17 protein-coding genes and 1 tRNA gene are annotated in these 21,323 nt (G+C 49.8%); 9 read left to right on the top strand and 9 right to left on the bottom strand.

All coding sequences use genetic code 11. The annotated features are described in order from the left end of the window. Nucleotides 1-32: 32 nt before the first annotated feature. Nucleotides 33-917, bottom strand: coding sequence for an NmrA family NAD(P)-binding protein (locus ICL55_RS18165; RefSeq protein ID WP_188099833.1), 885 nt, complete (start codon nt 915-917; stop codon nt 33-35). A gap of 79 nt (nt 918-996) precedes the next feature. Here ICL55_RS18165 and ICL55_RS18170 point away from each other — a divergent pair, with 79 nt between their 5' ends. Together ICL55_RS18170 and bla are read left to right on the top strand one after the other, a co-directional pair. Further along, complete coding sequence (locus ICL55_RS18170) at nt 997-1,392, top strand: winged helix-turn-helix transcriptional regulator (RefSeq protein WP_188099836.1); 396 nt, start codon at nt 997-999, stop codon at nt 1,390-1,392. Nucleotides 1,393-1,440: 48 nt separating this feature from the next. Beyond that, nucleotides 1,441-2,328 carry a subclass B3 metallo-beta-lactamase gene (bla, locus tag ICL55_RS18175; RefSeq protein WP_188099839.1) on the top strand — a complete coding sequence of 296 codons (888 nt, stop codon included), beginning with the start codon at nt 1,441-1,443 and terminating at the stop codon, nt 2,326-2,328. Nucleotides 2,329-2,375: 47 nt separating this feature from the next. On the opposite strand, the gene ICL55_RS18180 is transcribed toward bla, so the two are convergent. From ICL55_RS18180 to ICL55_RS18200, 5 genes are all read right to left on the bottom strand, one after another. Then, nucleotides 2,376-3,902: a SusD/RagB family nutrient-binding outer membrane lipoprotein gene (locus ICL55_RS18180; RefSeq protein ID WP_188099842.1), complete on the bottom strand. Its 1,527-nt coding sequence runs from the start codon at nt 3,900-3,902 to the stop codon at nt 2,376-2,378. 10 nt (nt 3,903-3,912) lie between these two features. Next, a complete protein-coding gene (locus ICL55_RS18185; RefSeq protein ID WP_188099844.1) occupies nt 3,913-7,356 on the bottom strand; it encodes a SusC/RagA family TonB-linked outer membrane protein in 3,444 nt (1,147 codons plus the stop codon). A gap of 208 nt (nt 7,357-7,564) precedes the next feature. Beyond that, nucleotides 7,565-8,539 carry a FecR domain-containing protein gene (locus ICL55_RS18190; RefSeq protein WP_188099847.1) on the bottom strand — a complete coding sequence of 325 codons (975 nt, stop codon included), beginning with the start codon at nt 8,537-8,539 and terminating at the stop codon, nt 7,565-7,567. A gap of 44 nt (nt 8,540-8,583) precedes the next feature. Next, nucleotides 8,584-9,141, bottom strand: coding sequence for an RNA polymerase sigma-70 factor (locus ICL55_RS18195; protein ID WP_188099849.1), 558 nt, complete (start codon nt 9,139-9,141; stop codon nt 8,584-8,586). A gap of 88 nt (nt 9,142-9,229) precedes the next feature. Further along, a complete protein-coding gene (locus ICL55_RS18200) occupies nt 9,230-10,150 on the bottom strand; it encodes an AraC family transcriptional regulator (RefSeq protein WP_343067817.1) in 921 nt (306 codons plus the stop codon). 148 nt (nt 10,151-10,298) lie between these two features. Here ICL55_RS18200 and ICL55_RS18205 point away from each other — a divergent pair, with 148 nt between their 5' ends. Together ICL55_RS18205 and ICL55_RS18210 are read left to right on the top strand one after the other, a co-directional pair. Then, a complete protein-coding gene (locus tag ICL55_RS18205; protein ID WP_188099852.1) occupies nt 10,299-11,831 on the top strand; it encodes an aldehyde dehydrogenase family protein in 1,533 nt (510 codons plus the stop codon). Nucleotides 11,832-11,867: 36 nt separating this feature from the next. Beyond that, nucleotides 11,868-12,233 carry a DUF779 domain-containing protein gene (locus ICL55_RS18210; RefSeq protein ID WP_188099854.1) on the top strand — a complete coding sequence of 122 codons (366 nt, stop codon included), beginning with the start codon at nt 11,868-11,870 and terminating at the stop codon, nt 12,231-12,233. A gap of 34 nt (nt 12,234-12,267) precedes the next feature. On the opposite strand, the gene ICL55_RS18215 is transcribed toward ICL55_RS18210, so the two are convergent. After that, nucleotides 12,268-13,068 (bottom strand): ATP-grasp domain-containing protein, encoded by an 801-nt coding sequence (locus tag ICL55_RS18215; RefSeq protein WP_188099857.1) that lies wholly within the window; start codon nt 13,066-13,068, stop codon nt 12,268-12,270. Between the two features lie 251 nt (nt 13,069-13,319). Here ICL55_RS18215 and ICL55_RS18220 point away from each other — a divergent pair, with 251 nt between their 5' ends. Beyond that, entirely contained in the window at nt 13,320-14,429 is a 1,110-nt protein-coding gene (locus ICL55_RS18220) for a serine hydrolase domain-containing protein (RefSeq protein ID WP_188099859.1), read from the top strand. Between the two features lie 49 nt (nt 14,430-14,478). Here the strand turns inward: ICL55_RS18220 and ICL55_RS18225 are convergent. Then, nucleotides 14,479-14,549: transfer RNA gene (locus ICL55_RS18225), tRNA-Gln, on the bottom strand. Nucleotides 14,550-14,611: 62 nt separating this feature from the next. Continuing rightward, nucleotides 14,612-16,294, bottom strand: coding sequence for a hypothetical protein (locus ICL55_RS18230; protein WP_188099861.1), 1,683 nt, complete (start codon nt 16,292-16,294; stop codon nt 14,612-14,614). A gap of 95 nt (nt 16,295-16,389) precedes the next feature. Between ICL55_RS18230 and ICL55_RS18235 the strand changes: the two genes are divergently transcribed. The 4 genes from ICL55_RS18235 to ICL55_RS18250 all read left to right on the top strand — a co-directional run bounded on the left by ICL55_RS18235 (nt 16,390) and on the right by ICL55_RS18250 (nt 21,188). After that, nucleotides 16,390-17,262, top strand: coding sequence for a hypothetical protein (locus ICL55_RS18235; RefSeq protein WP_188099863.1), 873 nt, complete (start codon nt 16,390-16,392; stop codon nt 17,260-17,262). A 298-nt stretch (nt 17,263-17,560) separates the two neighbouring features. Beyond that, nucleotides 17,561-19,162 (top strand): NAD(P)/FAD-dependent oxidoreductase, encoded by a 1,602-nt coding sequence (locus tag ICL55_RS18240; RefSeq protein WP_188099866.1) that lies wholly within the window; start codon nt 17,561-17,563, stop codon nt 19,160-19,162. A 165-nt stretch (nt 19,163-19,327) separates the two neighbouring features. Continuing rightward, nucleotides 19,328-19,918, top strand: a complete 591-nt coding sequence (locus tag ICL55_RS18245; RefSeq protein WP_188099868.1) for an RNA polymerase sigma-70 factor — start codon at nt 19,328-19,330, stop codon at nt 19,916-19,918. A 106-nt stretch (nt 19,919-20,024) separates the two neighbouring features. Further along, nucleotides 20,025-21,188: a FecR family protein gene (locus ICL55_RS18250; protein WP_188099870.1), complete on the top strand. Its 1,164-nt coding sequence runs from the start codon at nt 20,025-20,027 to the stop codon at nt 21,186-21,188. Nucleotides 21,189-21,323: the final 135 nt, after the last annotated feature.

A 21,323-nucleotide genomic window follows, 5' to 3' on the forward strand; every position in this document is an offset into this window, starting at 1 on the left:
ATTTTCAGGGAAGATATAAAAATAAGCGGACATCAGCTGTTCACCGCTGCTTTCAGCATTTCTCCGGCAAAATCCTCAAACTTCCTTTTTCCGGCCACCATCTTATTTTTCTCATAATCTTCCAGCAATCGGCCTTGTCCGATACTGATACCCACCTCTGCGAACAGCGCTGCCATATGTGCAGAGAAACCATTCTGCATGGCGCCCTGTTTTAATGCTTCATCCGGGAATGGTATCCATTGAATGGGCTGTGCCGTCACCTGACCAAAGATAGCCGCTATTTCATTACCTGTCTTTTCATCGCTGGTCATATACCGGAATGATTTACCGGTAAATGTCAGATCGGAAAGCAAGGTGGTGGCCACGTCAGCAATATCATGCGGGTGCACCAGTACCAGCCGCGCATCTCCCGGAAAATTATTTCCGAGCATCTGTTGTTGTAAGATCATTTTCAGGCTACCATAAAAATTAGTGTAGAACATGCCGGCGCGCAAGTGTACGATGTTTGTATCCGGCAGCTCGTTTAAGATAGCTTCCACCCGGTAAAATGCGCTGGATAAGCCATTGCCGGCGGGTACATGAGCGCCGATACTGCTGAGGTTCACCACATGTTTTACACCCGCGTCGGCCAGAGCCTGGCGATAGTTGGCCGCGATGGCCGCCACCTCATCATAATAAGCTTCAGAGGTGGCAAGTGGTGGCACCATGGTATATACTGCATCCGCACCCCTGAATGCGTTGGTTAAAAACGCCGTGTCTTTTACAGAGCCAATGGCCGCTACGGCGCCCAGTGCGGTTATCTGCGCTGCTTTATTTGTATCCTGGCTGATAACGGTCACCTGATGGCCTTTGCTGATCAGATTAATGGCTAATTGTCTGCTTACATTTCCTAATGATCCTGTGATTGTAATTTTCATAGTAATTGATTTTTTATTTGTGCAACAAAGGTATATTTGTACATACTTTTTTACTAGTACTTACCCTAAAGTATGTAGCATGACAGCGATTAAAGAAAGTTCTACTATTCAGGCCAACAAGCAGTTGGCGTACCAGGTATGCCCCGTCACCTATGTGATGGAAAAGATTGGTGGTTACTGGAAACCCATCATTCTGTTTCATCTGTTGTCCGGGCCAAAGCGTTACGGGGAGCTGAAAAGATCGGTGCCTACCATCACGGAGAAGGTATTGATACAGCAATTAAAACAACTGGAAGCAGATCAGCTGATCAGCCGCAAGGCAGAACCGGTTGTCCCGCCGCATGTGACCTACAGCCTCACCAAATCAGGCAAGGCCTTACGGGACATCCTTTGGGCGATGGCCAACTGGGCAGCGACGGACAGTAAGGAATCCGGAAAAATTTTCAGAAAAAACATGAAAGATTTTCCGGGCTGAGGATTAACGGTTAATTTTGGAATGCAATTCCCACAACCCTTTCCATCTATGCAACACACCCTTGTCCGGAGCCTGTTTCTATTGATAACAGGACTTTGTGCTACAGGCATTAGCTATGCCCAGAAAGTGCAGGAACCTACCCGGGTACCCCCCGAATGGAACCAGCCACAAAAATCCTTCCGCATCGCCGGTAACCTCTATTATGTAGGTACGTACGACCTTGCCAGTTACCTCATCACCACCTCCGACGGGAACATCCTGGTGAACACCGGCCTGGCGGCCTCAGAGAAAAGTATCCGGGAGAATATCGAAGCACTGGGCTTTCACTTCAAAGACATTAAAATACTGCTGAACATGCAGGCCCACTACGACCATATGGGAGCCATGGCCGCCATACAGCGCAAAACCGGCGCACAGTTTATGGTGGATGCCGGCGACGCCAGCGTTGCGGAAACAGGCGGTAAAACAGACTACCTATCAGGAGGCCTGGTCACGCCGGTCAGCACTTTCAAACCAGTGAAAGTTAACCGCATTTTACATGATAAAGACACCATCCGTCTGGGAGACATGAAACTGGTGATGCTGCATCATCCCGGCCATACCGTTGGTTCCTGTAGCTTTATTTTTGAGGTGAAAGATGATCAACGTACGTATAGGGTACTGCTGGCGAATATGCCGACGATCATTATCAACCGCAAATTTTCGGAGATAACGACCTATCCGGGCATGGCTAAAGATTACGGCTACACGCTGAACACGATGCCCGGGATTAATTTCGATCTGTGGCTGGCAGCACACGCCAGTCAGTTCGATCTGCATAAAAAACATAAAGACGGAGATCCATATAACCCGGCCGCTTTTGCCGGCAGAGAAGATTATGATAAAGAGCTGGCAGATCTCAAAGCTGCCTATCAGCAGAAGCTGTCAGAAGAATAAAAAAAGGACGTCTCATCGAAGACGTCCTTTTTTTCTGTCACAACGTGTTATTTGTCCCACCATACCCTTTTCAGCCAATCGTTCTTCCCTCCTATCCTGTCGATGGCTTCCTGGTAATTCTTAGTATTGTTAAACGCTTCTGTGGACGGGTAAAACAGTCTGCGGGGCATTACTTTGCCGGTCACGGATTCTCCCTGAGGGTCTTTCACCGGTTGTGTCACCGGAAAGCCGGTGCGGCGCATATTAGCATATGCTTCGTAGCCATTAGGGAACAGCGCCACCCATTTCTGCATATTGATCTGTTCCAGCTCTTTGCCGGTTGTCAGCGTGTGTGCGTTGACGAAGTCGGTCACCTGTTGTCCGCCCACCGGTGTCATACCGGGATACAGCTCCAGCTGCTTCATCGCCGCACGGATAGCCTGCTGATAGTGCTGATTGGCATCGGCGCCAGACCAGCCACGGGCGGCAGCTTCCGCTTTCAGGAATTCCACTTCGGCATATCCGATATGCAGGAAAGGTGCTTTCTGATGGTAGAACGGCGCATTGATCTTGCAGAATTTGTTACCATGCGGGACATTGGTGCCGTCAGCGGCTTTAAAATCGGCCCATTCATCATACCAGTACAAACCGGGCGCGATAGGCAGATAATTGGTCAGATGGGTAATATCCTTACCGCTACCGTCCCTGTTGATAAAGAAAGATGCCAGCCGCGGATCATTTTCGGCCTTCAGGTAATTCACGAAAGTCGTAGTGCCGTGTACGTAGTTGTAGGTCTGTACTTCCTGCAACGCCTGTGAATAACCATTTCCACGGAGATCAGGATATGAAAAGTCTTCATGGATCATCTTAAAATTATCCTCTGCGCTGGCGAAGGTACCACCGGCAATGGCCGCCAGCACTTCCTGTTTGGCTTTGGCTTCATTCACTTTGGTAAGGCGCATGCCCAGTCTCAAACGCAGGGAATTGGCCAGCAGCTTCCATTTTGCAGGGTCTCCCTGATACACGATATCGTTCTGTATTTTGTCTTTGCTGTCGTCAAATTGTTTAACCGCCTCGTTCAGCTCTTTAAACAGGTCATTGTAAATATCTTCCTGCTTATCATACCGTGGGGTATAGATGTTTTTATAGAATGCCAGTCCGGCTTCGAAGTAAGGCACATCGCCGTAGGCGTCTGTCAGGATGGAGAAGATGTACGCCCGGAGAATGCGGCCCGCAGCGATATAATTCACCAGCTGCGGCTCTTTTTCACAGCGCTGCATCATGTCTGTCAGCTGTTTGAGGCTGCGGTTGTAGAAGATCTCCCAGACTCTTTCGTTATAAAAATCGTTGCGGACAAACTTGGTGCCTGCACGCTGGCCATAGGCGCCGTTCACATACTGCACCATCGGTTGAAAGAGGTACATATTGGTATACCCGGCTTCACGGCCACCGCTGAGGAAGTAGGCTGCACCGGCCAACTGCTGCCCTGGGGCAATGGTCGTTCCCTTGGTAGGGTCTTCATTGATGGTGTCAAAATCTTTCGTACAACTGCCCAGCAGCAATACGGTTATTATAGGCAGAAAAAATCTTTTCATCTTCATGGATTTAGAATTTTGCATACAGGTTGATACCATAAGAGCGGCGGGTAGGCAGTGAGCCGTATTCAAACCCTTGCCCGTTGCTGTTGTTATAGCTCGACTGCGGATCGATGTTCGGTACATGTTTGCTCACAATAAACGGATTACGTGCTACCAGCGAGAGGGTCACATCGCGTATCATGGTTTTACGCAATACGCTTTGCGGGAGACGATAATCCAGCGTGATCTGGCGCACCTTCACGAAAGAGGCATCGTAGATGAAAGCTTCCGGTATATTGTCGGTGATGGTGTTCCAGTATACCTGCGGACTAACAAAACCAGACACGGGTTTGTATTTTTTGTTCCCGTTTCCATCCACACCATCTTCCTGTACACCCGATACCGGCACGCCGCCTGTAGGTTTCCAGTTGCCCGGTTCCACTCCGGCCGCCACTCTTTCTTTTTCAGACTGGGCCCAGCCTTCACGGCCGTCCAGCGTGCCTTTGTGGCGTCCGGTAGCGTAGGCGCGCAGGTTGGTCATGGAGTAGATATTACCGCCGTGTTTCACGTCCAGTAATATAGACAAGGTGAAGTTCTTATAAGCGAAACGGTTATTGAGACCACCGATCCATTTGTACTGACCGCCGCCAATGCGGGTGTCTGCGGCATCGTAGCGGGGCAGCAGCTTTTCATCCAGTATCATATTGCCCTGATCATCCCGCAGGAACTTGCGGCCCACGATGATGCCATATTCCTCTCCTTCCTGTGCCACAATGGAAGCATTGGCCCAGCGGGCAGATGCCAGCGTATAAAAGCCGGACACCAGCGGGCTTAGCTCCAGAATTTTGTTGACATTGCATGCCCAGGTAAGGTTCAGGTCCCAGCTGAAATGTTTGGTGGTGACCGGCTTCAGGCCCAGCGCTATCTCCACGCCTTTGTTCTGCACGTTGCCGGAATTGATCACCGCGGTTGTATAACCGCTGGTGGAAGAAATAGGCGCATAGAGCACCTGATTGCGGGTATTGGACTGATAGAAAGTCACGTCCAGGTTTACCCTGTTCTTTAACATCACCAGGTTAAGGCCAGCCTCGTAAGACTTGCTGATACTGGGTTTCAGCGCTTCATACGGCACCCTGTCTACCCCTACGCCGCCGATGGAATACCCACCGATGGTAGGAATATCCGGATTGCTGGCATAAGTTAGTTTCAGCTGATAAGGGTCAACAGCATCTGCTCCCGTCTGTGCTATGGAAAGCCGTATCTTTCCGAAGTTTAGCAGTTCGTTCTGCGGCATCAGCTCGGAGAAAACGAAGCTGGTGGAAACAGAGGGATAAAAGAAAGCGTTGTTGCCCGCCGCCAGCGTGGACGACCAGTCGTTACGCCCGGTGATGTCAAGATACAGGTAGTTCTTGTAAGACAGGCTCACCGCACCATATACCGAATTGATTCGTTTACGGTTGATCAACTCATTGCTGAGCTTTGTCTGGAAATTATTGATGCTCTTTACGCCTCTGGTACTGATATCCCGGCCGGTAGTGTTGAGTACAGTTTCTTCATAATCCATGCGGTTAGTACCGAGGTTGGCGCCTATCTGAAAGTTTTTCACCTGCTTGCTGAAGGTGAGCAGCAGCTCGGAGTTGGTCTCCCGGAGCGTGCGGTCTTTCATATTGATGCCACCGGTGGTGTTAAAAGGGGATGATAATTCGATGAACTCCCGAAAGCTGAATTTAGAGTAATCGGTACCGGTGCGGCCCTGAATCGTGAGATAAGGGGTGAGCTGATATTTGAGCAACGCAAAGCCGGTCAGTCTGTCCTGTTTACTGTTATTAGGTTGTTCGTTGAGTGCCCAGTAGGGGTTTACTTGATACTGGTCGTTGTTCCAGTCGATATAATTGCCGGTGACAGGGTCTTTGTATTCTTTCAGCCAGTCGATGGAAATATTGGGCGCGATGCCGCTCAGTACATAACCCACGTTATTGGGATTATCAGACAAAGCAGGGCGGTTATTCACTTTTTCACTGAGGTAAGCCACTTTGGCGTCGATAGACAGTTTATCCGTCAGGCGGGAAGTGCCGCGCAACGCAAAGTTGTGGCGGTCCAGTCCACTGGTCGGCACAATGTCTTTGTTGTGCAGGTTGGTGTAGGTAAAGCGCAGCTGGCTTTTATCGTTGCCGGTGGCCAGCGCCACGGAGTTGGACAACGTCAGTCCTTCACGGAAAAACTTCTGGATAGGGTTCGCTGCTTTCACGTAAGGCATTTTCTGGCCGTTCCATAACCAGGTGAGGCTGTCTGCATGGAAACGAGGGCCCCAGCTGGATTGTGAGTAAGTACGGGCGGTAGCAGCGTCGCGGGGTAACTGGCCGGTACGGCCCATACCATATTCTTCCTGAAAGTCGTAGCTGTTGTTCAGTTTTTCCAGTACCGTATTGGAAGTCACTTCCACTTCCAGCCCTTTGTTATTTCCTTTTTTTGTGGTGATGAGGATAACGCCATTGGAAGCGCGGCTGCCGTACAACGCAGTAGCAGCGCCACCTTTCAGCACAGACATCGTTTCTATTTCATCGGGGTTGATGATGCTGGTCCCATCGCCGAGATCATAGCCGCCATATTTATCGGCCTGACCGGGGGAAGAGTTGTTAATCGGTACCCCGTCAATTACGTAGAGGGGCTGATTGTCGCCACCTACTACTTTCACGCCACGCAGCGTTACTTTCACCGAAGCGCCTACGCCGCTGTTAGTCATACTCACATCCAGGCCAGCAACTTTGCCGCTGAGGGAGGCAATGGGATTGTTCTCCCTTGCTTTGGTAAACTCGTTGCCTTTCAAGTCCGTATAGGCGTAGCCGAGAGAGCGCTGCTGCCGTCCAATACCTAAGGCAGTCACCACCACCGTATTCATTTCGGAGATACGGCGGGGCAGTAGTATGTCGGTAGCCCTGGTGCTGCCGGCAGTCTGAGACGTAGTTTCGTAGCCCATGAAAGCTACGCTGTAGGTACTTCCCTGCGAAATGGGCAAGGTAAAAGAGCCGTCTTCACCGGAAACGACCGACTTGTTGCTTTCCCTGTCTGTGATCACGGCGCCGGGTAGGGCTTCGCCGGTCTGTTTATCGAGTACACGGCCTTTCAGCTGTATCACGGCGCCTGGTGGTTTATTCAGTTGTTTGATCACCACGTGGCTGCCCATCGCTTTGATCTGGAAGCTGCCGGCGGGAAACAACACTTTCAATACATTTTCCAGCGGGATACTTTTTTCTTTGAAAGAGAAGTTACCCCGTCCGTTCACGATCTCGTTGGGATACGCAAAAGAGATGGAGAGCTGTTTTTCTATGAGGCTCAGAATTTCAGGAACGGGTTTTTCCGTGACGTCCAGCGCTACCCGCTTCGACAGTACGGATGCAGCTTCCTGCGCAGCTGCATAGGCACAGGTAAATACGATCAGTATGACCGTGCAGTAAAACTTGAGTGTTTTCATGCAATAAATTGATTTTAGTTGATATTAGCCTTGGTCCAGAACTCATAGCCCGGGACTTCCATCCTGGGTCCTGGGAACAGCACGCCCGCGCCTTCCCCGGGAGAAGGCAACATCTGTAAATTACAGGCATAACAAGGCCACAGGCCGATGGCCCGGCATGGGTTGTTATAACCGATAACGAAGAATCAGGATGCTGTGATGCTGGTAATTATTTCATTTTTTTCAGTATATATTCAGCAGAAGACACCTGGTCTATTTTCAGGTCGAGCATTTCCCTGATGACCGCCAGCGCTTCGTTTAACGTGATATTTTTAAATCTGACCGTGATATTCTCCTGGAGCATGGCCGTATCCGCCGTTCGCAGCCTCACCTGATAAATGGAAGACAGTGTGTTGAGCACCGTGCCGAGCGACTGATTGCTGAAGCTCAGGTCGTTGTTGGCCCATCCGCAGCGGTATTCGAAGGCGCCTGCCAGTTTTTCCACCTGACCGGTATAGGCATCTACTTTTCCCATAGTCGCCGGCGTTAGTATCACCCCTTGCCGGCTGTTATCGGCGCTGAGGCGCACCTTGCCATCCCATACCGCCACGTCTGTGTATTCGGTGGAGGTTTTGACGTTGAAAGAGGTACCCAGTACTTCCACGGCCGCATGAAACGCGGTCACGGTAAACCGTTGCTGTTCATTTTTCACCACTTCAAAAAAAGCCTCTCCGCTCTGCAGTGCTACCGTACGACTTTGGAAGCCTTTGCTATAGCGCAGCACCGTGCCTGGCCGCAGGAATACTCTGGAACCGTCGGGCAGATGCAGGCTGTCTTTCAGGCTGCCTTGCGCAATGTAGGTGATCATCTCTCCCTGTTGCCGGTGATGGTTCCACCACCAGGCAGTCATCAGGAAGATGGGTAACAGCACAGCAGCCACTTTCCACCATTGGCGGCGGTAGGCCGTCTTCAGCGGCGATGGGCGGGCCACCGTAGCCTGTTGCAGGTTTTCCCATCCGTTGGCCATGTCAAAATCATTTTCCGGGAGCCTGGCAGCAGCCTGCCACAGCCGACGGTATTCTTCCAGCATAGCAGGATGTGTTTCATCTTCCAGCAGCCAGTCCTGCAACTGTTGCTGTTTCGCTGCATTGTCTGGTTCAGACAAACAGGCTATGATAAATCCTGGTGCTTCCTCTTTTTTCATGGCGCTATACTATTATGACAATTGGGAAATGATAAACTTTGATGTCAGCGTAATTTTTTTTTCGGCAGCAGTTCCGTTCTCAAAGTGCTCAGGGCTACAGACAGTTGATAATACACGGTATTGAGGGTGATACCCAGTTTTTCCGCTATTTCAGCAGGTTCGAGGCCGTGTACCCTGCTCAGGATAAATATTTCACGGCAGCGGGGCGGCAGTGGGGCCAGGTGTTTCAGCAGTTCCTGCTGGAACAGGATATAATCTGCTATCTCATAAAAAGAGGCGGTATCGGATTCAAAGTGCAGCAGTTCTTCGCTAACGGTACGGGAGCGGCGTTTCAGTTCATTGATGCAGCGGTTGGTGATAGCACGGAACAGGTAATGGCGTACCTCTCCCGTGATCGTAAGGCTATGGCCTTTTTCCCACAGGTGTACAAACAGGTTATGCACCATGTCTTTCGCCAGTCCTTCATCCTGCACCCAGCGGAAAGCCAGCAGATAAAGTTCTCTGCTGTAAGTGTGGTACAGTTGCTGGAAAAGGTCTTTGTCGTGGTTACGCAAGCCCGCTGTCAACTCGGCAGCGGAGATAGTCCGGTCGTGTTGCGTCATTTTTAAAAAAGCATAGGGTTATGACATGCTACGTATCAGTTGGCTACAAAGTACAAAGTATTTTTAATTGCGGGGAGTGGATTATCTTTTATTTCCGGCAGATGAGCTGATAAGCGCCGGGAGTGATGCCTTCCGTGTTTTTGAAGAGGCGCACGAAATAGTTGGTATCATTGAAGCCGCACTGCATGCTTACCTGGCTCACCGAGTGGCTATTGTTGGCCAGCAGTTGTTTGGCCAGTTTGATCCGTTCTTTGTTAATGTATTCAAGTGGGGTGATACCAAACTGTTCTTTAAACCATTTGAAGAAGATGTTGCGGCTCAGGTAGGCTTTTTTACAAAGGGTGTCTACTGCTATTTTCTCCGTCAGATGTTCCTGTATATAATGTAATACAAAGTGTAGGCGGCTGTTGTTGCTACTGACAGCATATTCATTTGAAACCCTTTGCAAATGCTGGCTTTGAAGAATCCGGATCAACAGTTCCTTCATGCTCAGGTCTGCATAGATGTCTTTGCCCAAATCGGAGCCGTGGCAGATGCGTACCAGTTTATTGATGGTATCAGCCACATCAGCATCGTTATCAAAATGATATTTACTGAAATGCAGGCGCCACTCGCTTTTCTCGGCATGATCGCTGTTATAGTGTTCATTCAGATACTGGAGGGTATTACGGATATAGGCGTCGTCGACGGTAAGGGCTATACACTGCGTTGGGTTGTCTGGTGTGGCTTCCGGGAAATCGATGGTCATCGTTTCGTGGGCCGGTACAATCACCGATTCGCCGGGAACGTATTCAAACGCCGGCTGTTCCGACAGGTGCATGATCTTTTTGCCTTGCACCATACTGGTGATAACGAAGTCCCCGAAGGATAAGGGTACCTGGTACGCCTGTTGATAACTCTCAAAAATATTCAGCTCGCAATTCTTCAGGTTATAGATACGCCGGTTCTCTACCTGCTGTTGCAGGAATTTCGGGTGAGTAAAATCGATATGGTTTAAATACTTTTTCACCGGTATGACCATCTACCTACAATTTACTGAAATTTTTTGTCGACCGTAAAAGACAGGTACGATTGTGCTATAGATAAGTACGAAAGTTTCTGGTCCCCCCCGGAAGGTTTAGCATATTAGCTTATTGTTTCACGTAAATCGTTCCGTTATGAAAAATACCACCACCGCCGCACCGGCGTCCAACGTGGCACAGCGACCCGAGTTTAAAGCCAGATATGATCATTATATAAACGGTCAGTGGGTGAAGCCTGACAGCGGGGAATATTTTGACAATATATCACCCATTGATGGTAAAGCGTTTACGCAAGCCGCCCGTGGCAACGCCAAAGACATAGAAAAAGCCATAGACGCCGCCCATCAGGCTTTTACCAGCTGGAGCAAGACAGCCCCTACTTACCGCAGCAATCTGATGATACGGATAGCGCAAGTAATTGAAGACAACCTGGAATACCTGGCCACCATAGAAACGATCGATAATGGTAAAGCCATCCGGGAAACGCGTGCCGCCGACCTGCCGCTGGTAGTAGACCATTTCCGCTACTTTGCCGGCGTTATCCGCAGCGAAGAAGGCAGCGTCAGCGAGCATGATGAAACCACCGTCTGCATCAATATCCACGAGCCTATCGGCGTGGTAGGCCAGATCATCCCCTGGAATTTCCCCCTGCTGATGGCCGCCTGGAAAATAGCGCCGGCCCTGGCTGCCGGCTGCTGCGTAGTGGTAAAACCCGCCGAGCAGACACCCACCAGCATCATGTGCCTGATGGAACTGATCGGCGATCTGCTGCCTCCCGGCGTACTCAATATCGTTACCGGCTTCGGTCCTGAAGCAGGGAAACCGCTGGCATCATCGCCCCGGGTGCAGAAAGTAGCCTTCACCGGTGAAACTACTACCGGCCGCCTGATCATGCAGTACGCCTCAGAAAACCTGATACCGGTCACCATGGAGCTGGGCGGCAAAAGCCCGAATATCTTCTTCGAATCCGTCGCCGATGCCGACGATGAATTCTTTGATAAAGCCGTGGAAGGCGCTGTGATGTTCGCCCTTAACCAGGGAGAAGTATGCACCTGTCCCAGCCGCATCCTCGTGCATGAAAATATCTACGACAAGTTCATGGACAAAGTCATCAGTCGCACCAAAGCCATCAAAATGGGCAACCCGCTGGACGCTACCGTCATGATGGGCGCACAGGCATCCGAAGACCAGTACAATAAAATCCTCAGCTACCTCGAAATCGGTAAACAGGAAGGCGCACAGGTGCTCTGTGGCGGCGAAGCGTTTCATCAGAACAGTGGCCTGGAACATGGCTACTACATTCAGCCTACACTTTTCAAAGGCAATAACAACATGCGTATTTTCCAGGAAGAGATCTTCGGGCCCGTTAGCTGCGTGACTACTTTCCGTACTACCGAAGAAGCTATCGCCATTGCCAACGATACGCTGTATGGCCTCGGCGCCGGCGTATGGACCCGCGATGCGCATGAACTGTACCAGGTGCCCAGAGCCATTCAGGCAGGCCGTGTGTGGGTCAACTGCTATCACGCCTACCCTGCACATGCACCTTTCGGTGGCTATAAAAAATCAGGCTTCGGCAGGGAAAATCATAAGATGATGCTGTCCCATTACCGGCAGACGAAAAATATGCTGATCTCCTACAGCAAAAACAAACTAGGGTTCTTTTGATAGTGACATGACATCCACCTGTAATCAACAACGAATATGAGTGTAGCCCGTGTTATTGCTACCGAAAAGGCTGTCGCCCTGATTCATACGTTGCAACACAGCCACGGTCCGCTGATGTTTCATCAAAGCGGCGGCTGTTGCGACGGAAGCCAGCCTATGTGTTTCAAGGCAGGTGAATTTATTACCGGCAGCAGTGACGTATGCCTTGGAGAAGTGGAAGGCTGCCGGTTTTATATGCATCGTGACCAGTTTGAATACTGGAAACATACCCGGTTGATTGTAGATGTCACGCCCGGAAGAGGTAGCAGCTTCTCGCTGGAAATCCCGCTGGGTGTGCGATTTTATATCAGGTCGGAAATTTTTACACCCGCTGAGCTAAATGACCTTGAGCCCGTAATATAGTATATCGCAGGCAGGCCGTCTAACGGCCTGCTTTTTATTTTTTGCCAGCGAAATAATCTGTCACCGCCGTAACAATCGCAGCAATATCTGCCGCGTAAAAACCTGCTGAATTCATACAACCACATTCCACAATAAAATATTCATCACCGCAACGGCAGATATCCATCACAAACACATCATGCGGCGTGTACTCACGGCAACGCGCCTCCGCAAAACGGACGACCTCCTCCGGGCAACCCCGCTCCTTCGTCAGTTGAAAATACTCCCTGTATTTGGAGGCAGCCACCACCTTTTGATGAACAATCCAAAGCCGCCATTCATAACGGATATTATATGGCTCAGACACCACAATCCTGCTATCCGGAGAGATCGTCGTTTCTTTCAGTTGCCCATACCAGGTACCGATATCTCCGAAAGATTTTACTTCCCCGGCAAAAGATTTATGGTCATCATCGGGACGGATAAAATACAACTTATCCGCCGGCAGGTCCATCTGCACCAGTGCTTCGAAGGTGGTCAGTATGGCGCCGTAATTCAGCATATGCCGGCCCCAATGTTCGAAGTAATTCTCAATGGAAAAAGCGACATTGTCCATGAAAAGGCCGTCGCTCACCGAAGGCTCCGCCAGCGCCATTTGGCTGAAAGTCACCGATCCATAAAAAATACTGCGGTAACTGCGGTCGAATGCCGGCAACGTTTCCGTGAACGGAATGACCATTACTTCCTGATAACGCACACCGATATTATCACAGGCTGCTTTTAATTGTTCAAGGTCTGAGCTATTTGTCAGGTTCTGCTGGATGATCCATTGGATGTTGTGATAGCGGTGGGGCATAGGTTTGCGGATTTGATCGTATTAAATGTAAGGTATTTTATCACAAGATATTTCGGTTATCATCTCCCTAAAAGTTCTTTTATCCTCACCACCGATCAACCGGCTTTGGCTCACAAAGATTTTTTCTTTCTTAAAAAACTTCCAATAATTTTTCCTCCTCCCATAGGGGTAAATATTCCGTTCCCCGTCATATTTCAGCATGCTTATATTTTAAGGGAATTCCCAGCTCACTATTGAAAAATCTATTTATCATGAGAAAGATCATTCCCATTCTCTTAGCTATATTATTTTGCTCCTGTCATAACAATGATGATCAGCCCACTCCTGATACACCAGACCAGGAAACGGGCACATTCGAAGAAGCCAACATAGACAAGCAAAAAATTCTTGCGTTGGAAAACGACATCAATAACGGAAAATACAACATCCACAGCCTGCTCATCCTGCGAAAAAACAAACTCATCTACGAACAATACTTCGCAGGAGAAGATGCGGTGTTTCCCACGCCGGTAGGGAAAGTGCCGCATACACAGGACAGCCTCCACGACTGCCGGAGCGTGACGAAAAGCATCGTGTCTGCTTGCGTGGGCATCGCGCTGGCACAAGGAAAAATCAAAAGCGTGGATGATAAAATCTTCGATTATTTTCCTGCCTACCGCCAGTACGCTACCGGCGATAAGGCGGACATTACCATCCGGCATCTGCTGACAATGAGCTCCGGCCTCGACTGGAACGAACGCGTGTCTTACGACGATCCGGCCAATGCGGAACGGCAGATGCTGGAAGCCCAGGATCCTACCGGCTTCGTATTGCAATGCAAAAGCGCGGCCAGGCCCGGCACCGTTTTCAACTACAGCGGCGGTAACACCCACCTGCTCGGACAAATCGTTGAACGTACTACGGGCATGAGTATACGCGATTTCGCTAACCGCTACCTTTTCCAGCCGCTGGGCATTACAAAGTTCCTTTGGAGCGCACGCGCCGATGGCATATACTGGATGCCGTCAGGGCTGCGTATGCGCCCGCTGGACATGGCGCGCGTAGGCCGCCTGTACATGCAGCAGGGACAATGGAAAGGACAACAACTCCTCCCCGCCTCCTGGATTACACAATCCACCAAATGGATCGTTGATTCTGATGAGCAAAACGTCGGCTACGGCTTCCAGTTCTGGTGCTCTAAACCACAGGTAGCCGGTCAACAGGTAGACATGGCTCAGGCGGAAGGCAACGGCGGTCAGACTATCGCCATGATACCTTCGCTGGACCTGGAAATAGTAATGACAGCCGGTTATTACAATGACGTAACAGATCAGGCAAATCAGGTGCTGGTGAGAGATGTGTTGGGTGCAGTGAAGAAATAAGAAAGTGATATAAACACAAAAACCGCTCTGATAGCGGTTTTTGTGTTTGTTGCCCGACCTGGATTCGAACCAAGACAAAGCGAGTCAGAGTCGCTTGTACTACCGTTATACTATCGGGCATTGTCAATTCAGGAACGCGAAGGTATAACATTTCCCCCAATCGCCAAATTTTTTTTCAGATTCTAGAAATTAAACTCGCGCGACTGCATATTCACCCTGAATCCTACGGTATAAAAGAAGGTGTTCGACCTGGGCTGGTCCTGCACGTTATACGTACGATAAGTGGCATTCAGATCGATGAACATATTCTCAAAAATCTCCCACGATGCAGCCAGGGCTGCCATGGTACTTTTTACCGGAATACCGCTGCCGATGTGAAATCCATAGTCCCTTGGCCGCGTGTTATAACTGCGGAATACATCACTGCCAAAATTAACACCGGCAGAATCCAGTCCCTGCATATGATACATCAGTTTACCGGTAAGATACAGGCGGGGCCACGGCTGATAGCGGGCGATACCGATAAACTCTTTCAGGTTAGCGCCCAACGGATGCGCCAGTGGCTGATTGTAATGGACCAGATTAGTGGTACTGTCATAGTTGGTGTAAGTAAATGGCCGTATATAATTGGCTTCGGCCTGTAGATCGAGGTTACGTACCCCCAACGCATTGATATATTTGGCGCCCAGTTGCACCCCTTGTTTGTTGACAAAAGAACCGCGGCTGTAGTGCAACACTTCTCTGGTCACAAATTCGTTGATCAACAGTTGTCCGTATAGCTGCACCGACCGCGCTACATTAGCCTTGAAATCGAAGCCTACGTTGGCTTTACCAGCGGCACCCAGCTGTTGCTCTACCGACCGGTAGAAGATAACCGGATTGAGATAACTCAACTGCAAACCATTCTTTCCGTCTTCCATCACGTTTTCATAGAAGCCGAGGTTCAGCCATTTGGTCACCTGTAGACTCAGATGATGCATCATCATATAGTTGCGGGGCCGCATCTGACGGCCATCCGAGCCGTAAAGCGGGAAAGGCGCAATCGTCTGCGCGAATATATTCTCATAGTCAAATTTCCAGATACGGGTGCTGATACGCAGGTACAGGAAGTTGTTACTGAAATCACTGAGGAAAAGGCTGCGGAAACCATTGCCGATAAACAGTTTGTCGTAGGCAAACTGGATATCAAAATATTTGGCAGCGTTGAGGGAGATACCACCCCGGGCATCGAAGTAGTCGTAGCCGTTTTGATGATAGGCTTTATAGAAACCGGCGCCAGGCACGGCATCATAACGGGTCACAAAATCACGGACATAGGCGGGATCACGCTCCTGGTTATCTGTCAGCACGGTATAGAACCCCAGTTTTCCGGCGATGTTACCGCTCAGCACCAGCCCGCGGCTGTTAACGAAAATACTGCCGGTACCGTCATTGGCGCCACCGTATTGCAGACTCAGCAAAGGATTTATGGACAACTTAAAATTGCTGGTATTGACGGCATACAACGAAGCAGGCGTACGATAGAATGTTTTCAGCACCGGCTTCACAGCGAACGAATCGCTGAAAGAAGGCGCCCATTCCCAGTTGTCCATCAGCACGCGGCGCATGTTGTAGCGGTCAGTGGTGGTTAAACGAAACGGCAAGGCACTGGCTTTATCCAGCGAGTCGAGATACAACACCCGCTCTGTTACTTTACGGCGGTCATACGGTTTCACGGTAGTGAAGCCTAACAGCGTATCGTTTTTAGTGAGTACGTCCAGCCGGTCCAGCAGCTGGTATTGTTTGTTTCCCAGGTTGATGTAATCCGACTGGGCAAAGGCCGGCAGTGCCAGCACAAGGGTCACACAGTATAGCAGGTATTTCATGAGCAAATATTAGCCGAAGGTACCCCCGCTTTCTTCTAATCTTCATTATAAAAGGATTAGAAAAAAGACGTCATATTTTTTAAGTAAATTGCCCTATGCGTTTACCTGTTCTGCTGACCGCCCTGCTGTTGACCGGCGTATGCTCCGCCACCTATGCACAGGCCACCAAAGACAATACGACTGTCAAACCCGTAGTATTGGGTCATGTGACTTCCGATAAGATCACGGAAGCATCTGGCATTGCTTCCAGCAGTACGATGCCCGGCTACTACTGGACGCACAACGACAGTGGCAACAAAGCAGACGTGTTCCTGCTGGACCATCAGGCTCATCTCGCCTGCACGGTCAAACTGGATGATGTCGCTAATCGGGACATGGAAGATATCGCAGAAGGCATGGGCCCTGTGAAAGGCAAACATTACGTGTACGTGGCAGATATCGGTGACAACAAAGGGGTGCGCAAACATATCCGTATCTATCGTTTTGAAGAACCTGTTACCGTACCGGGAAAATCGCTGCACATCCGCCCCGATGTGCTCACCCTTCAATATCCCAACGGACCAAGAGATGCGGAAACATTACTCATCGATCCCATTGGTAAAAAAATTTATATCGTCAGCAAAAGGGAAACAAAAGTCAGCCTGTACAAAACCAACAACCTGCTGTTTAAAGACGGCGATAAAACCCAACTGGAGAAACTGATCACCCTCCCCTACACCTGGGTCACCTCCGGCGATATCTCCAAAGATGGCCGCCATATTGTGATCAAAACACTGACAGATATCTACTACTGGCACCGCAATCCCAACGAAACGGTGGAACAGGCCATGGCAAGGCCGGCGCAGCTGCTGCCCTACACCATAGAAAAACAAGGCGAAGGTATCACCATCACACCCGGCAACGACGGTTATGTCACCATCAGCGAAGGAGAAGACACGCCGGTGTACTTCTACAAATGGAAATTCTAAGAACCGTAACCGTTGCTGAACCGCTATCTCAGTACTGTTTTTTATAATTGTATACGTGGCAAATAAGCGCTGCCGCGTGACCCTGTAATAAACCCTCAAAACCAGGCTGTCCATAAAAATGGGGAACAGCCTGAGATAAACCATTTTGCTATGCCAGCTCAAGCGTTCACCACAATTCTCTTGCATGTTCGGGGTGCGCCCCCGCTTTTTCCGATACCCCAAAACACGCCGGTATAACCGAAACGCACTACTTACCAGCCCCTCCAAATAACTATTCACCATCAATCGATGTTATCTCATGCAAAAGAAAGCCATTATCATCGGTGCAGGGCCTGCCGGCCTTACTGCTGCCTATGAACTTCTCCAACGCACAGATATAATGCCCATCATCCTGGAAAAAAGCACAGATATTGGCGGCATTTCCAAAACGGTCAACTATAAAGGTAACCGTATCGATATAGGCGGTCACCGGTTCTTCTCGAAATCCGACCGTGTGATGGACTGGTGGATGACGGTCATGCCGCTCGATAAAGAAGCGGCTGAAATATTCACCATCAGCTATCAGCAAAAAACAAGGGAAGTGAAAGTACCACAGAAAAACGGAGAGACAGACACCCTCGTCGCCGAAAATCCCGATCTGGTGATGCTCGTCAGGAAACGCCTGTCCCGCATCTACTTCCTGAAAAAATTCTTTACCTACCCCATACAGCTGTCTATCGATACGCTGCGCAAACTGGGCATCATGACCACCATCCGGATCATGATCTCGTACCTGTATGCACAGCTCTTCCCTAAAAAACCGGAAAATTCACTGGAAGATTTTATGATCAACCGCTTCGGCAAAACACTTTATCTGCTGTTTTTTAAACATTACACAGAAAAAGTATGGGGCGTTCCCTGTAATGAAATTTCCGCTGAATGGGGCGCTCAGCGCATCAAAGGCATCTCTATCGGCAAAGCGATCAAACACGCTGCCCAGGCGGCCTGGAATGCCAGCAAACCCAAAGACATCAAACAGAAAAATGTGGAGACCAGCCTCATCGAACAGTTCCTCTATCCCAAACATGGCCCCGGCCAGCTCTGGGAAGAAGTGGCCCGCCAGGTGACGGCACAGGGCGCCACGCTCCTCATGCAACACGATGTGGTGGGCATCCGCACAGAAGGCAACCGCATTACCGCCATCGAAGCGCTGGATAAAACCACCGGCGAAACCACCGTGCTGGAAGGCGATTATTTCTTCTCCACCATGCCGGTACAGGAACTGGTGGCAGGACTCAAAGCCGATGTACCCGCCAATGTCCGCGAGATAGCTGCCGGCCTGCAATACCGCGATTTCATCACCATCGGCATCCTGCTGAAAAACCTCAGCTTTGAAGACGCTAAAACACGTACCCATCAGCCTATCACCCTCAAAGACACCTGGATTTACATACAGGAAAAAGATGTGAAAGTAGGCAGGCTACAGCTGTTCAACAACTGGAGCCCCTTCATGGTAAAAGATCCGGATACCACCTGGGTAGGCATGGAATATTTCTGTAACAAAGGGGATGACTTCTGGGGACTGACAGATAATGAAATCAGGGAAACAGCCATACACGAACTCTGCAAAATAGGGCTGGCCCGGAAGGAAGATGTGCTCGATGCCACCGTGCTCCGCATGGAGAAAACCTATCCGGCCTATTTCGGTACCTACACCCGGTTCGATGAAATACGTCACTACCTCGATACCTTCGGTAACCTCTTCCTCGTAGGCCGCAATGGCATGCATAAATACAATAACTCCGACCACTCCATGCTCACCGCCATGGTGGCGGTAGACAATATCGCTGCCGGTATCACTGACAAGGCCAATATCTGGTCTATCAATACCGAACAGGAATATCACGAAGAAAAAAAATAATGACAAATGACGAATGACGAAAAGCGGAGATCATACACTGGTACGATCTTCGCTTTTTTCTTCGCTTTTTTTCGTAATTCGCAATTCGTAATTCGTAATTCTTGGTAATTGTCTATATTTATCGTGTCGTCAACCAAAATAGAGAGCCGTTTATAGTTTTTTCACTTGGACAATAAACCATTAAATAGTGAACATGATTTACTATTATTAGTATCGCAAGGCGATGAAGCTGCGTTTGCCCGGCTGTTTCATACCTATCATCAAAGACTAGGCGCTTTTGTATATCAGCTCACCGGTTCCCTGTCGATGGCGGAGGAAATTGTACAGGAAGTATTTATCCGCATCTGGGAAAAACGCGACAAACTCAGCCAGGTAAGCCATTTTCACCCCTACCTCTATACGACTGCCAAGAACTATACTTTCTCCTTCCTTAAAAAGCTGGGCCGCGAACTGGAACATAAGCAACAGTGGGAAATGACCATCGCCGCTGATACCGGCAACCCATATGAAGAGTCCATGGATGCCCGCTATCGTCGCATCATTGATCAGGCGATTGCTGAACTGCCGGCACAACGCCAACGGGTATATTTACTCAGCCGCGATGAAGGCCTGAGACAGGCCGAAATTGCGGAAAGGATGGACATCTCCCGGGAAACCGTGAAAAAACACATGGTATTAGCCCTCCGCGCTATCCGCAGTTACGCGCTTACACACCCCGAAACCAACCTGTTGCTGCTATTATTCCTACCTAAATAATTCCTACGGGAGATAACCACCTTGTACCCCCCTGAAAATTTTTTTTCACCCCATTACCTCTTTTTACCCCTTCCCGCTGTCTATATAGATAGATTCACTTTTGCTGATGGACAACAACAGATTAAAATACCTGTTAAGCCAGTACACCACGCGTACTGCTACTCCCGCTGAACTGGAAGAGCTGAAGACATTTCTCGGTTCCGATGAGCAGGATGCGCAGCTCGAATGGATGATAGAAGAGGCCTGGGTACAGTCTGCCGAAGCAGACCAACAGGTGTTCGACACACAGTCGGATGCCATGCTCACGCGTATCCTCTCCACAGACACAGCTAAACGCTCCTTAGCTAAAACGTTTTATCGAAGCTACAGGGCGGCGGCGGCCATTTTACTGCTGATACTGGCCGGCGGCGCCATCCTCTGGACACGGCAGCGTAAAAAGCCGGTGCCCGCAGCAACAGCCCACCATAAAATTTTCCTCCCTGGCTCAGACAAAGCCGTCCTCACACTGGCCGATGGCCGGAATATTGAACTGGACAGCAATATGAACGGACAGGTAGCGCAACAGGGACACGTAAGCCTGCAAACCAATGCGGGCCAACTGATCTATCAATCACAATCGGCTCCGGCCAGCACTACTGTCAGCTGGAACACGCTCCGCACGCCTAAAGGCGGCCAATACAGCCTTGTTCTTCCCGACGGCTCACGGGTATGGCTCAACGCAGCTTCATCCCTGCAATACCCTACTGCCTTCACAGGACCAACAAGACAGGTTACCCTCAACGGGGAAGCCTATTTTGAAATCAACCCCAATGCTGCCCAGCCGTTTTTTGTCAACACCGGCGAAACAGCCGTGGCTGTACTCGGCACCAGCTTCAACATCATGGCCTACAACAATGAAAATAGCATCAGAACAACACTTTTACAGGGCGCTGTCAAGGTAAGCCGGCAATCGGCACAACATCTCCTTAAACCGGGACAACAATCACTAATCAACGAAAACGGTACCATGGAGATTATTGACCATGCAGACACCGACCTCGCGGTAGCCTGGAAAAACGGCCTGATCTCCTTCAGAAGCGCCGATATCCGCACTATCATGCGACAGGTGGAACGCTGGTACAATATTGAAGTGGTGTTTCAGGGAGACGTGCCTACCCGCACCTTCACCGGCGACATCCCAAGAACAGCAGATCTGTCGGCACTTTTACGCCTACTTGAAATCAGTAAGATTCATTTCAAACTGGAAGAGGAAAAACTAATCGTCATGTAGAAACAACAACTTTAGCATCATCTAACACACAACCAAAATCAAATTGTACGACATGCACAAAGGTCCCTAAGAGATCTGTGCCGGCACAGTATAAAAAAACCAGGAGCGCTCTCACCCGCCCCTGGTAAAATGCCT

This window comes from Chitinophaga varians (assembly GCF_014529945.1).
GTDB classification, from domain to species: Bacteria; Bacteroidota; Bacteroidia; order Chitinophagales; family Chitinophagaceae; genus Chitinophaga; species Chitinophaga varians.